Genomic DNA, 13,570 nt, shown 5'->3' with positions numbered 1-13,570 from the left:
CCCTCACGGAACCCGGGCCCCGCCCTTCCCGCGGCGTCCGTCACGCCGCCACGGGAACCTCGGGCGCCGCGCCGTCGGTCGCGGGCGCGAGCGCCAGCTCCAGGACCTGGCGGACGTCGGTCACGGTGTGGACGTCGAGCCCGTCCAGCACCTCGGCCGGGACGTCGTCCAGGTCGGGCTCGTTGCGCTTGGGGATGATCACGGTGGTCACCCCGGCGCGGTGGGCGGCGAGCAGCTTCTGCTTCACACCGCCGATGGGCAGCACCCGCCCGGTCAGCGAGACCTCGCCGGTCATCGCCACGTCCGTGCGGACCAGGCGCCCGGAGAGCAGCGAGGCCAGCGCGGTGGTCATCGTGATGCCCGCGCTCGGGCCGTCCTTCGGGACCGCGCCCGCCGGGAAGTGGATGTGCACGCCCCGCTCCCGCAGGTCGGCCACCGGCAGCTCCAGTTCCGCGCCGTGGCTGCGCAGGAAGCTCAGCGCGATCTGCGCGGACTCCTTCATCACCTCGCCCAGCTGGCCGGTGAGGGTCAGTCCCGCCGCGCCCGTCTCCGGGTCGGCGAGGGACGCCTCGACGAAGAGCACGTCACCGCCGGCGCCGGTGACCGCGAGACCGGTGGCCACACCGGGGACGGCCGTACGGCGCTCGGCCGGGTCCTGGGCGGACTCGGGCACGTGGTGCGGCCGGCCGATCAGGCCGCGCAGGTCCTCGTCCCGGACGGTGAACGGCAGCTCCCGCTCGCCCAGTTCGTGCTGGGCCGCGATCTTGCGCAGCAGCCGCGCGATGGACCGCTCCAGGGTGCGCACGCCCGCCTCGCGCGTGTACTCGCCGGCGAGCCGGCGCAGCGCGCCCTCCTCCAGGGCCACCTCGTCCCGGTCCAGGCCCGCACGCTCCAGCTGGCGCGGGAGCAGGTGGTCCCGGGCGATGACGACCTTCTCGTCCTCGGTGTATCCGTCGAGTCGCACAATCTCCATACGGTCGGCGAGGGCCTCGGGGATTGCTTCCAGGACGTTGGCCGTGGCGAGGAAGACGACGTCGGACAGGTCCAGCTCCACCTCCAGGTAGTGGTCCCGGAAGGTGTGGTTCTGCGCGGGGTCGAGGACCTCCAGCAGGGCCGCGGCCGGGTCGCCGCGGAAGTCGGAGCCCACCTTGTCGATCTCGTCGAGCAGCACGACCGGGTTCATGGACCCGGCCTCCTTGACGGCGCGGACGATCCGGCCGGGCAGCGCGCCGACGTAGGTGCGCCGGTGGCCGCGGACCTCGGCCTCGTCCCGGACGCCGCCCAGGGCGACCCGGACGAACTTGCGGCCCATGGCGTGCGCGACGGACTCGCCGAGGCTGGTCTTGCCGACACCGGGCGGTCCGACGAGCGCGAGCACGGCGCCGCCGCGCCGCCCGCCGATGACGCCGAGGCCGCGCTCGCCGCGCCGCTTGCGCACGGCCAGGTACTCGGTGATCCGCTCCTTCACGTCCTCCAGGCCCGCGTGCTCGGCGTCGAGGATCGCCCGGGCGCCCTGGATGTCGTACGCGTCCTGGGTCCGCTCGTTCCACGGCATCTCCAGGACCGTGTCCAGCCAGGTCCGGATCCAGGAGCCCTCCGGGGACTGGTCGGAGGCCCGCTCCAGCTTGTCGACCTCCTTGAGGGCGGCCTCGCGGACGTTCTCGGGCAGGTCGGCGGCCTCCACGCGGGCGCGGTAGTCGTCGGACTCCTCGCCGTCCTGCTCGCCGTTCAGCTCGCGCAGCTCCTTGCGGACGGCCTCCAGCTGACGGCGCAGCAGGAACTCGCGCTGCTGCTTGTCGACGCCCTCCTGGACGTCCTTGGCGATGCTCTCGGCCACGTCCTGCTCGGCGAGGTGGTCGCGGAGCTGCTGCACCGCGAGCTTGAGACGGGCCACCGGGTCGGCGGTCTCCAGCAGCTCGACCTTCTGCTCGATGGTGAGGAAGGGCGAGTAGCCGGAGTTGTCGGCGAGCGTGGAGACGTCGTCGATGGCCTGGACCCGGTCCACCACCTGCCAGGCGCCGCGCTTCTTCAGCCAGCTGGTGGCAAGTGCCTTGTACTCCTTGACGAGTTCGGCGGCCTGGCCCGGCAGCGGCTCGGGCACGGCCTCCTCGACGTGGGCGCCCTCGACCCACAGGGCCGCGCCGGGGCCGGTGGTCCCGGCGCCGATGCGCACCCGGCCGCGGCCGCGGACCAGGGCCCCGGGGTCCCCGTCGGCCAGCCGGCCGACCTGCTCGACCGTGCCCAGCACACCGGTCCTGGCGTACGTCCCGTCGATCCTCGGCACCAGCAGCACCCTGGGCTTCCCGGGCGCGGAGCGGGCGGCGGCCTGCGCGGCCTCCACCGCGGCCCGCACCTCGGCGTCGCTCAGGTCCAGCGGGACGACCATGCCGGGCAGCACGACCTCGTCGTCGAGGGGCAGCACGGGCAGGACGAGCGTGAACGCCGTGGACTCAGCAGCCATGATCTCCCCTTAGGCAGTCAACTTGAGCTATGCCGACTCAATGTTCGGGCCACAGGGATTGTTCCCAGGTTTGTGTTCGCTGTGAGCGATCACCGGAGGACGCAGAGGAACCGCAGGTGGGAAGGGTGGTTTCGCGCTCGGCTCAGCGCCGGCCGCGGCGCACCAGCGGCCAGCTGGCGACGCCGATCGAGAGGGCGATGAGATGGCCCCAGTTGGTCATGGGGTCCAGGAAGGCGACCAGATCGTTCAGCAGCGTGCCGCCCACCAGGACGAGCAGGGGCCAGCGCAGCCAGGGCCTGAGCAGGCCGGCGAGGGCGCCGATGCTGGTGGCGACCCCGAAGCTGATGCCGTAGTCGAGTCGGTGCAGCGAGGTCTCGGGGAGGTGCCCGAAGAGGACCGCGAGGCCCACCGGGATCTCCGTCGCCAGGGTGGCCAGGACGTGCCCGGCCAGGAAGACGCAGGCCGCGCGGGCCCCGCCTATCCGCCGCTCCAACGCGGTGAGCGCCAGGACGAAGGCGGCCGCGTACGGCGAGACGATCCCGCCCGCGATCCACAGCGCGCTGGTCAGCAGCACCAGCGCGGGCGTGCGCACCAGGTGGGCCACGTCCGTGCTGCAGTCCCGGTACAGGGCGTGGACGACGACCGGGTCGGCCAGCACCGCGAACAGCGAGGTGGCGGCGAGGACGGCGGTGTAGGCGAAGGTGAACGGCGTCCCGGTGGGAGTCGGCAGCAGCCGCCAGGGCCGCACCCACGGCAGCGGCACCCACCGGGTGGCCGCGGGAGCGGGTTCCACGGCGCCGCGCTGACGCGGCATGCCGTCCAGCAGGTCCGCGAGCGCGGGGGCCGGGACGGCGGCGAGACCGTCGGGGCCCTCCGGAAGGGGCGGGCCGGCCAGGGGCGGGGGCGCGGCCGCCGCAGGGCCCGTCGCGATCCGTTCCACCGTGGGGCGCTCCTTCCGTCGCGCCCCACACTCAGCGTTGGGCGGGCCGCTGTCTATGACCGACGCCACGCGAGAGCGGATTCACAGCAACCTCCTACGCACGAAGTGCGTCCCGTGCGCGCCCCGACACTTCCCGGTGTCCCCCCGACGGGTGCATCGCACCCGTGCCGAAGGTGACCGTCATCCGTAATTCCCGTGTGGGCAAAGCTTCGTTCAAGCAGGATGGGTCCATGACTGCCGTGGACGACTCCCCCGAGGTGCTGGACCGGCGCGACGGCCCGTACGGCGAGGTGGTCCTGCGCAGGCACGGGGAGCTGCTGCAGATCATCGCCAACGGCTGCTTCCTGATGGACACCTCCGACGGTCGCTCGGAGCGGCTGCTGGTCGACGCCGCGTACCGCGCGCTGGACGGCAGGCCGCGGCCCGACGTGCTGATCGGGGGCCTGGGCGTGGGGTTCTCGCTGGCGCACGCGGCGGCCGATCCGCGCTGGGGCCGGATCACCGTGGTGGAGCGGGAACCGGCCGTCGTCGACTGGCACCGGGGCGGGCCGCTGGCGCGGCTGTCCGCCGCCGCGCTCGCCGACCCGCGCACCGAGATCGTCGCAGCCGATCTCATTCGTTACGTCAATGAGACATCGACCACCTTCGACGCCCTGTGCCTGGACATCGACAACGGCCCGGGGTGGACCGTCACCGAGGACAACCAGGGCCTCTACTCCACGGCCGGACTCGCCGCGTGCGCAAGGGTGTTGAGACCGGGCGGGGTGCTCGCGGTGTGGTCCGCGAAGCCCTCTCCGGAATTTGAAGGAACCTTGCGGAATGTCGGGTTCCGTAAGGTGCGTACCGAAGAGGTACCCGTTGCCCGGGGCGTTCCGGACGCCGTGCACCTCGGCGTCCGCCCTGGATAGCGACGGCACGGTCAGTCCCCGTAATGTGCTGCTCTGACGCGGATCATTCAAGCGTCAATCGCAGACATGGGATCACCCCACGGGTTCCGGAAAGCAACAAGCAGGGGCGGGCGATGGAGCAGACACACACCTCCCAGAGCGGCGCGGCGGCGACGGCCACCCAGGGCACACAGCGCCGGGTGCTGGTCGTCGAGGACGACCCCACGATCGTCGACGCCATCGCGGCCCGGCTCCGCGCCGAGGGATTCCTCGTGCAAACCGCGGTCGACGGACCGGCCGCCGTCGACACGGCCGAGGCCTGGCAGCCCGATCTGCTGATCCTCGACATCATGCTGCCGGGCTTCGACGGTCTGGAGGTCTGCCGGCGCGTGCAGGCCCAGCGTCCGGTGCCGGTGCTGATGCTCACCGCGCGCGACGACGAGACGGACATGCTGGTCGGGCTCGGGGTCGGCGCCGACGACTACATGACCAAGCCGTTCTCCATGCGGGAGCTGGCGGCACGCGTGCACGTCCTGCTGCGGCGGGTCGAGCGCGCGACCCTCGCGGCCACCACGCCCCGCTCCGGCATCCTGCGGCTCGGCGAACTGGAGATCGACCACGCCCAGCGCCGGGTGCGGGTGAAGTCCGAGGACGTGCACCTCACGCCCACCGAGTTCGACCTGCTGGTGTGCCTGGCGAACACCCCGCGCGCGGTGCTCTCGCGGGAGCAGCTGCTGGCCGAGGTGTGGGACTGGGCGGACGCCTCCGGCACCCGCACGGTCGACAGCCACATCAAGGCGCTGCGGCGGAAGATCGGCGCCGAGCGGATCCGCACCGTGCACGGTGTGGGCTACGCGCTGGAGACGCCGACACCATGACCGTCGACGGGCGCCAGGCCGCACGGAGGAGCCCCGGGGAGGAACCCTGGGGCGGCGTCCGCCCGTTCTCGATCAAGACCAAGCTGGGCGCGCTCGTCGTCATCGCGGTGCTGATCACCACCGGACTGTCGATCGTCGCGGTGCACACCAAGACGGAACTGCGCTTCATCACGGTCTTCTCGATGATCGCCACACTGCTGATAACGCAGTTCGTCGCGCATTCGCTCACCATGCCGCTGGACGAGATGAACACGGTGGCGCGGTCGATCTCACAAGGTGACTACACCCGCCGGGTGCGTGACGGCCGCCGGGACGAGCTCGGCGACCTGGCCCAGACGATCAACCTCATGGCCGACGAGCTGGAGGCCCAGGACCTCCAGCGCAAGGAGCTGGTGGCGAACGTCTCGCACGAGCTGCGCACCCCCATCGCCGGGCTGCGCGCGGTGCTGGAGAACATCGTCGACGGGGTCACCGAGGCCGACCCGGAGACCATGCGGACGGCCCTGAAGCAGACCGAGCGGCTCGGCCGGCTCGTGGAGACGCTGCTCGACCTCTCCCGCCTCGACAACGGCGTCGTACCGCTGAAGATGCGGCGGTTCGAGGTCTGGCCGTACCTCTCGGGCGTGCTGAAGGAGGCCAACATGGTCGCCTCGGCCCGGGCCGGCATCGCCTCGGGCTCCGGCAGCCACACCCGCACCGACGTCCATCTGCACCTCGACGTCTCCCCGCCGGAGCTGACCGCGCACGCGGACCCCGAGCGCATCCACCAGGTCGTCGCCAACCTGATCGACAACGCGGTCAAGCACAGCCCGCCGCACGGCCGCGTGACCGTGCGGGCGCGCCGCGGGCCGCAGCCCGAGTCGCTGGAGCTGGAGGTCCTGGACGAGGGCCCCGGCATCCCGCGCTCGGAGTGGCACCGCGTCTTCGAGCGGTTCAACCGTGGCTCCGTGACCCGCCCGCACGGCCCCGGCAGCGACGGCGGTACGGGGCTCGGGCTCGCCATCGCCCGCTGGGCGGTGGATCTCCACGGCGGCCGGATCGGTGTGGCCGAATCCGAGCGGGGCTGTCGGATCATCGTCACTCTCCCGGGACTGACTTCCGTCCCAAGTTGACGTAAAGTCCGAACCGGAGCCACAAGATCCACGGGCGTCCGCGCGGGCTCCGCCCAGCTGGACACGTGTGATCAGGAAAAGGCCCGGGACGCCTGTGTGCCGGGCCACACTCGGCACACCCTCAGCGCCTCACGCACATCCGGAACCACGCTTGTTTCCCGCCATATCAAGCCCTGAAACAAGATTTTCGGTGTGACTTACACGACGATGAACGGGCCCGACCTGACCTTCACCGTCTCGGGGGCGTAGCCTTTATTCCCGCTGTCCATCACCTTGTGAAGCGGAAGAGGGCGGTTGCCGCCGTGTCGCCACAGTCCCCCAGTAACTCGAGCTCCCCCAGCCTCCGGCCGGGCGGTGACCCCACGACCGACGACCAAGCCGGGAAGAACCCCGCTGCCGCGTTCGGTCCGAACGAGTGGCTCGTCGACGAGATCTATCAGCAGTACCTCCAGGACCCGAACTCGGTAGACCGTGCCTGGTGGGACTTCTTCGCCGATTACAAGCCGGGGGCGCCTGCCACCCCGGCTGCGGCGGGTACTGCGGCCGCGGGGGCCGCAGGGCCCACCACGGCCCCGCAGGCTCCCCAGGCCCAGGCCGCGCCCGCGCCGGCGGCCCCGAAGCCCGCCGCGGCCCCGGCCGCCCCGGCTCCGGCCGCTCCGGCCCCGGCCGCCGCTCCGGCTCCCGCTCCCGCGGCGCAGGCCGCCCCCGCCCCGGCCAAGCCGGCGACGCCCGCACAGGCGCCCGCTCAGCCGAAGGCGAAGGCGCCCGCGCCCGCCGCGACGCCCGCCGACGGCCCGGAGCTGATCACGCTGCGCGGCCCGTCCGCCGCGGTCGCGAAGAACATGGACGCCTCGCTGGAGATGCCGACCGCCACCTCGGTCCGCGCCGTCCCGGTGAAGCTGCTGTTCGACAACCGCATCGTCATCAACAACCACCTCAAGCGCGCCCGCGGCGGGAAGATCTCCTTCACGCACATCATCGGGTACGCGATGGTGCAGGCCATCAAGGCCATGCCGTCGATGAACTGGGCCTACGGCGTCAAGGACGGCAAGCCGACCCTGATCAAGCCGCCGCACGTCAACCTCGGCCTGGCCATCGACCTGGTCAAGCCGAACGGCGACCGCCAGCTCGTCGTCGCGGCGATCAAGAAGGCCGAGACGCTGAACTTCTTCGAGTTCTGGCAGGCCTACGAGGACATCGTCCGCCGCGCCCGCGAGGGCAAGCTGACCATGGACGACTTCACCGGCGTCACGGTCTCCCTGACCAACCCCGGCGGCCTCGGCACCGTCCACTCCGTGCCGCGTCTGATGCCCGGCCAGTCGGTGATCATGGGCGTCGGCTCCATGGACTACCCGGCCGAGTTCCAGGGCACCAGCCAGGACACCCTGAACAAGCTCGGTGTCTCCAAGGTCATGACGCTCACGTCGACCTACGACCACCGCGTCATCCAGGGCGCCGCCTCCGGCGAGTTCCTGCGCCAGGTCTCGAACCTGCTGCTCGGCGAGAACGGCTTCTACGACGACCTCTTCGAGGCGCTGCGCATCCCCTACGAGCCGGTCCGCTGGCTCAAGGACATCGACGCCAGCCACGACGACGACGTCACCAAGGCCGCCCGCGTCTTCGAGCTGATCCACTCCTACCGGGTCCGCGGCCACGTCATGGCCGACACCGACCCGCTGGAGTACCGCCAGCGCAAGCACCCCGACCTGGACATCGTCGAGCACGGCCTCACCCTGTGGGACCTGGAGCGCGAGTTCGCCGTCGGCGGCTTCGCCGGCAAGTCGATGATGAAGCTGCGCGACATCCTCGGCGTGCTGCGCGACTCGTACTGCCGCACCACCGGCATCGAGTTCATGCACATCCAGGACCCCAAGCAGCGCAAGTGGATCCAGGACCGGGTCGAGCGCGGCCACTCCAAGCCGGAGCGCGAGGAGCAGCTGCGCATCCTGCGCCGGCTGAACGCGGCGGAGGCCTTCGAGACCTTCCTGCAGACCAAGTACGTCGGCCAGAAGCGCTTCTCGCTGGAGGGCGGCGAGTCCGTCATCCCGCTGCTCGACGCGGTCATCGACTCCGCCGCCGAGTCCCGCCTGGACGAGGTCGTCATCGGCATGGCCCACCGCGGCCGGCTCAACGTGCTGGCGAACATCGTCGGCAAGTCGTACGCGCAGATCTTCCGCGAGTTCGAGGGCAACCTCGACCCGAAGTCGATGCACGGCTCCGGCGACGTGAAGTACCACCTGGGCGCCCAGGGCACCTTCACCGGCCTGGACGGCGAGCAGATCACCGTCTCGCTGGCCGCCAACCCGTCCCACCTGGAGACCGTCGACCCGGTCATCGAGGGCATCGCCCGCGCCAAGCAGGACATCATCAACAAGGGCGGCACGGACTTCACGGTCCTGCCGGTGGCGATCCACGGCGACGCGGCCTTCGCGGGCCAGGGCGTGGTGGCCGAGACCCTGAACATGTCGCAGCTGCGCGGCTACCGCACCGGCGGCACGGTCCACATCGTCATCAACAACCAGGTCGGCTTCACCGCGGCCCCCGAGTCCTCGCGTTCCTCCATGTACGCGACGGACGTGGCCCGCATGATCGAGGCCCCGATCTTCCACGTGAACGGCGACGACCCGGAGGCCGTGGTCCGCGTGGCGCGGCTGGCCTTCGAGTTCCGCCAGGCGTTCAACAAGGACGTGGTGATCGACCTCATCTGCTACCGCCGCCGCGGTCACAACGAGTCGGACAACCCGGCCTTCACCCAGCCGCTGATGTACGACCTGATCGACAAGAAGCGCTCGGTGCGCAAGCTCTACACCGAGTCCCTGATCGGTCGCGGCGACATCACCCTGGAAGAGGCCGAGCAGGCCCTGCAGGACTACCAGGGCCAGCTGGAGAAGGTCTTCACGGAGGTCCGCGAGGCCACGTCCCAGCCGGCCTCCGGCCCGGTGTCGGACCCGCAGGCGGACTTCCCGGTCGCGGTGAACACCGCGATCTCCGCGGAGGTCGTGAAGCGGATCGCCGAGTCCCAGGTCAACATCCCGGACTCGTTCCACGTCCACCCGCGTCTGCTGCCGCAGCTGCAGCGCCGGGCGACGATGGTCGAGGACGGCACGATCGACTGGGGCATGGGCGAGACCCTCGCGGTCGGCTCCCTCCTCCTGGAGGGCACCCCGGTCCGCCTGTCCGGCCAGGACTCCCAGCGGGGCACCTTCGGCCAGCGCCACGCGGTCCTCATCGACCGCGAGACGGGCGAGGAGTTCACGCCGCTGATGTACCTCGCCGAGGAGCAGGCGCGGTACAACGTCTACAACTCCCTCCTGTCCGAGTACGCGGTCATGGGCTTCGAGTACGGCTACTCGCTGGCCCGCCCCGACGCGCTCGTCATGTGGGAGGCGCAGTTCGGCGACTTCGTCAACGGCGCGCAGACCGTGGTCGACGAGTACATCTCGGCGGCTGAGCAGAAGTGGGGCCAGACGTCCGGCGTCACCCTCCTGCTGCCCCACGGCTACGAGGGCCAGGGCCCGGACCACTCCTCGGCCCGTGTCGAGCGCTTCCTGCAGCTCTGCGCCCAGAACAACATGACGGTCGCCATGCCGACCCTCCCGTCGAACTACTTCCACCTCCTGCGGTGGCAGGTGCACAACCCGCACCACAAGCCGCTGGTGGTCTTCACCCCGAAGTCGATGCTGCGCCTGAAGGCCGCCGCGTCGAAGACGGAGGAGTTCACGTCGGGTCAGTTCCGCCCGGTCATCGGCGACTCCAGCGTGGACCCGGCCGCGGTCCGCAAGGTCGTCTTCGTGGCGGGCAAGCTGTACTACGACCTGGAGGCCGAGCGGGTCAAGCGCGGTGTCACCGACACGGCGATCATCCGCATCGAGCGCCTGTACCCGCTGCCGGGTGCCGAGATCCAGGCCGAGGTCAACAAGTACCCGAACGCCGAGAAGTACCTGTGGGCGCAGGAGGAGCCGGCGAACCAGGGTGCCTGGCCGTTCATCGCGCTCAACCTGATCGACCACCTCGACCTGGCGGTCGGCGCCGACATCCCGGCCGGCGAGCGGCTGCGGCGCATCTCGCGCCCGCACGGCTCGTCGCCCGCCGTGGGTTCGGCCAAGCGTCACCAGGCCGAGCAGGAGCAGCTGGTGCGTGAGGTCTTCGAGGCGTAGCGCCCGCGGCGGTTCGCCTACAGCTGGGGCCCGGTGCCGAGCTTCTCGCTCGGCAGCGGGCCCTTCGCCGTCCACGGGGGTGGTGCACGCGGCTCCCCGCACCCCCGTGGGGCGCTGTCAGCCCAGGTACGCCTCGAAGTCCCAGTAGGGGCGGACCCGTTGACGGGCCGAGATGGTGTGGGGGTGCTGGGCGCCCAGGGTGCGGGTGAGGGCGAGGAGGGCGTCCTCCTCCAGCTTGCCCGCCTCCTCCGGCTCGTGGGCCACCCGCAGGTCCGCCGCCAGGGCCACCTGGCAGGACAGGGTGAGCGGATGCTCGTGCCCCAGCATGTGCCGGGCCCGGCGCAGGCTCTCCCGGCTCAGCTCGACCGCCTCGGGGATGCGGCCGGTGAAGTTGCGCGCGCCGGTCGCGTTGAGGGCGCAGCCCAGCACCCAGGGATGGTCCGGGCCCAGGGTGGCGGTGAGCCCGGCGAGCGCGGCCTCGAACATCGCCAGCGCCTCGGCCCGCTCGCCCGCCGCCTGCATCACCAGACCGGTGTTGGAGAGCATGCCGGTGGCGACGGGATGCGCGGGGCCGAGCAGCGAACGGAAGCCGGCCTCGGCCTCGTCGACGAGGTCGCGGCCCTGGCCCAGGTCGCCGTGCTCGCGCAGGAAGTTGCCGTAGTTGGTGAGGAACGACAGGGTGCGGTAGTGCTCCCGGCCGTGCAGCTGGACCAGCTGCTCCAGCAGGCTGGCCATCGCCGGGCCCACGTCCGGGGCGTGACCGCCCTCCCGCCGTCGGCACATGGCGAGCTGGGAGCGGGCCTCCAGGGTCTGCGGGTGCTGCGGTCCGAGCACCTGCACATGGAGCCGCACGATCGGTTCCTGGCGGGCCAGGGCCTCCCGGTAGCGGCCGAGCAGCCGCAGGCTGTGGGTGACCGCGTTGCCGGAGTGCAGGGTGTTGATGTGCCGGGCGCGCAGCACGCTCTCCCGCCCGGCCAGGGTCTCCAGGTCGGTCTCCAGCGCCTCGGCGTACCGGCCCAGCATGCGCAGGGTCACCCCGAGGTTGTGCCGGGCGACCAGGGTGGGGGGCTCGTCGCGGCCGAGGAGCCGCTCGTTGCCGTCGAGCACCTCCAGCTGGAGCCGGTACGCCTCCTCGTAGCGGCCGAGGGCGCGCAGGCCGGAGGCGATGGCGCTGTTGCTGACCAGTTCGCCGATCTCGTTGCGCCGGGGCGCCGCCCGGAGCTGCCGCAGCACGCCCCGGTGGAGTTCGTACAGCTCCCGGAACCGGCCGCTGTTGCGGAGCATGTTGCCCTCCTGGGTGGCCAGGTCGAGCATCGGCTGGTCGATGGCGTCCATGAACCGGGACCAGTGCCGGCGCACCTCCTGCGCCAGTTCCAGACCGCCGCTGTACTCGCCGCTGCGGGAGCAGTACCGCAGACAGTTCAGGACGAGCTCCTGGACGCGGGGCTGCCCGCTCTCCAGGGCGCCGGAGGGCCCCAGATGGGGCAGGAGTTCGGCGTAGCGGGGCCAGTTCCGGCTGTCGGCGGGGTTGCCCGGGTCGGCCTCGGCGAGCAGGGTGCGCACCGCCCGCCGGTGCAGTTCGCCGCCGCCGTCGCCGTCACCGGTCAGCTTGGAGACGATGTCGTGCACGAGGCGGTGCATGTGCACGGACTCCTGGTGGGGGCCCATCTCGGCGGCGAGCGGGCCGCGGGTCTCCCGGGTGAGCACCGAGTAGTTGACGAGCGTGTCCAGGGCTCTGGTCCAGGCGGGCAGGTCGGTGGACATCCAGCGCAGTTCCTCGGGCAGCTGGGCCCGCGGGTAGGCGCGGATGAGGCCCAGCGGGATGCGTCCGGGGGCGAAGGAGGTGCACAGGCCCAGCACGTCGATGGCCTGGGGCTGGGCGCGGCGCAGCCGGTTGAGCAGTATGGCCCAGGAGGTCAGGGACGACTGCGGGAAACCCTCGCCGGTGACGGGCTCGTCGACGGTGGACAGCCGTCGCTCGCGCACCATGCGCAGGTACTCGCCCACCTCCATGCCGGACTCGCCGAGCCAGGAGGCGGCCTGCACGAGCGGCAGCGGCACGTCGCCGAACTCGGCGGCCACCTCGTCGGCCTCCCGGGAGCTGATGTGCGGGGCGCGGCGCATCAGGTAGCCGGTGGACTCCGGGCGCAGGAAGGCCGGGATCTCCAGCATGTCGGTGTGCTCGCTCCAGCCCCGGTTGCGGGAAGTGATCAGGACGTGCCCGGTGCCCTGTGGGAGCAGGGTGGAGACGCCCTCGATGTCGTCCCAGCCGTCGAAGACCACCAGCCAGTTGCCGTACGGCTCGCCGCGCCGCAGCGCGTTGCGGACCGCGCGGATGCGCTCGCCCGGTTCGCTGCCGATGCGCAGGCCGAGTTCGACAGCGAGTTCGCCGAGGCGGTCGCGCTGGATGTTGCGGTCGTCGCTGTTGACCCACCACACCAGGTCGTAGTCGGTGCTGAAGCGGTGCGCGTACTCGGCGGCGAGCTGGGTCTTGCCGATGCCGGACATGCCGACGAGGGTGCAGGCGGCGGCGCCGCGCTCGGCGTCGGCGAGCCGCTGGTGCAGCTCGCCCAGCAGGTCGTCGCGGCCGGTGAAGCGCGGGTTGCGGCGCGGCACCTCGCCCCAGATCTCGCAGCGCTCGTCGGGATAGCGGATCCGGCCCGGCAGGGCGCGCGGGCGCGCGAGGCGTTCCAGGCCGAGCCGGCGCAGCAGGCGTTCCTCGGCGGCCTCCTCGCTCAGCGCCCAGAGGCTGGCCGGCTCCAGGACGGCGGTCGCGGGCAGCAGCGGCCGGTTGGTGAGGTTGACGGCGGCGAAGCGGTCGGCGTGGGCGGCCACGAAGCCGCGCAGCGCGTCGTTCCACTCGCCCGGCGGGCGCGGGCCCAGCTCGAAGAACCAGTCGTTCAGGACCAGCAGCACCTTTCCGCTGGCCAGCAGCAGGTCGCCGAGGGAGTCCTCCAGCGGCACCTCGCGCGGCGGGTCCCAGCGCTGCTGGGTGGCCCGGTGCCCGTGGCGCTCCAGGCACTGCGCGATCCACGCCGCCCACGAGCGGTGGTACCCCGGGAAGACCACGAGCACGTGCTCGGGTGCCGCCGCGCCGTCCGCGCCCGGCCGCCGCTGTTCCGCCATCGCCGCTCC

7 protein-coding genes are annotated in these 13,570 nt (G+C 71.7%); 4 read left to right on the top strand and 3 right to left on the bottom strand.

The window, feature by feature from the left end; genetic code table 11:
* Positions 1 to 40: 40 nt before the first annotated feature.
* The gene (lon, locus tag ACZ7FF_RS24645) at positions 41 to 2,461 is read right to left on the bottom strand and encodes an endopeptidase La (protein WP_470814425.1); all 2,421 of its coding nucleotides are present in this window, start codon (positions 2,459 to 2,461) and stop codon (positions 41 to 43) included.
* A 142-nt stretch (positions 2,462 to 2,603) separates the two neighbouring features.
* Entirely contained in the window at positions 2,604 to 3,401 is a 798-nt protein-coding gene (locus tag ACZ7FF_RS24640; protein WP_470814424.1) for a rhomboid-like protein, read from the bottom strand.
* A gap of 230 nt (positions 3,402 to 3,631) precedes the next feature.
* On the opposite strand from ACZ7FF_RS24640, the gene ACZ7FF_RS24635 reads away from it, so the two are divergent.
* The 4 genes from ACZ7FF_RS24635 to ACZ7FF_RS24620 all read left to right on the top strand — a co-directional run bounded on the left by ACZ7FF_RS24635 (position 3,632) and on the right by ACZ7FF_RS24620 (position 10,435).
* On the top strand, positions 3,632 to 4,309 hold the full coding sequence (locus ACZ7FF_RS24635; RefSeq protein WP_470814423.1) for a spermine/spermidine synthase domain-containing protein: 678 nt from the start codon (positions 3,632 to 3,634) through the stop codon (positions 4,307 to 4,309).
* 113 nt (positions 4,310 to 4,422) lie between these two features.
* Positions 4,423 to 5,166, top strand: coding sequence for a response regulator transcription factor (locus ACZ7FF_RS24630; protein WP_470814422.1), 744 nt, complete (start codon positions 4,423 to 4,425; stop codon positions 5,164 to 5,166).
* Positions 5,163 to 6,278 (top strand): HAMP domain-containing sensor histidine kinase, encoded by a 1,116-nt coding sequence (locus tag ACZ7FF_RS24625; RefSeq protein WP_470814421.1) that lies wholly within the window; start codon positions 5,163 to 5,165, stop codon positions 6,276 to 6,278. The genes ACZ7FF_RS24630 and ACZ7FF_RS24625 overlap by 4 nt, the downstream gene beginning before the upstream one ends.
* Positions 6,279 to 6,580: 302 nt before the next feature.
* A complete protein-coding gene (locus ACZ7FF_RS24620) occupies positions 6,581 to 10,435 on the top strand; it encodes a multifunctional oxoglutarate decarboxylase/oxoglutarate dehydrogenase thiamine pyrophosphate-binding subunit/dihydrolipoyllysine-residue succinyltransferase subunit (RefSeq protein ID WP_470814420.1) in 3,855 nt (1,284 codons plus the stop codon).
* Positions 10,436 to 10,552: 117 nt separating this feature from the next.
* Here ACZ7FF_RS24620 and fxsT read toward each other — a convergent pair whose 3' ends face one another.
* The gene (fxsT, locus tag ACZ7FF_RS24615; protein WP_470814419.1) at positions 10,553 to 13,561 is read right to left on the bottom strand and encodes an FxSxx-COOH system tetratricopeptide repeat protein; all 3,009 of its coding nucleotides are present in this window, start codon (positions 13,559 to 13,561) and stop codon (positions 10,553 to 10,555) included.
* Between the last annotated feature and the right edge of the window lie 9 nt (positions 13,562 to 13,570).

The organism is Streptomyces sp. NPDC037126 (assembly GCF_055605965.1).
This window is presented reverse-complemented; position numbering and strand designations above follow the sequence as displayed.

Bases quoted from the DNA above. Each gene is read 5' to 3' on its own strand.
- lon (WP_470814425.1), bottom strand. From the start codon at position 2,461: ATGGCTGCTGAGTCCACGGCGTTCACGCTCGTCCTGCCCGTGCTGCCC.
- ACZ7FF_RS24635 (WP_470814423.1), top strand. From the start codon at position 3,632: ATGACTGCCGTGGACGACTCCCCCGAGGTGCTGGACCGGCGCGACGGC.
- ACZ7FF_RS24630 (WP_470814422.1), top strand. From the start codon at position 4,423: ATGGAGCAGACACACACCTCCCAGAGCGGCGCGGCGGCGACGGCCACC.
- ACZ7FF_RS24625 (WP_470814421.1), top strand. From the start codon at position 5,163: ATGACCGTCGACGGGCGCCAGGCCGCACGGAGGAGCCCCGGGGAGGAA.
- fxsT (WP_470814419.1), bottom strand. From the start codon at position 13,561: ATGGCGGAACAGCGGCGGCCGGGCGCGGACGGCGCGGCGGCACCCGAG.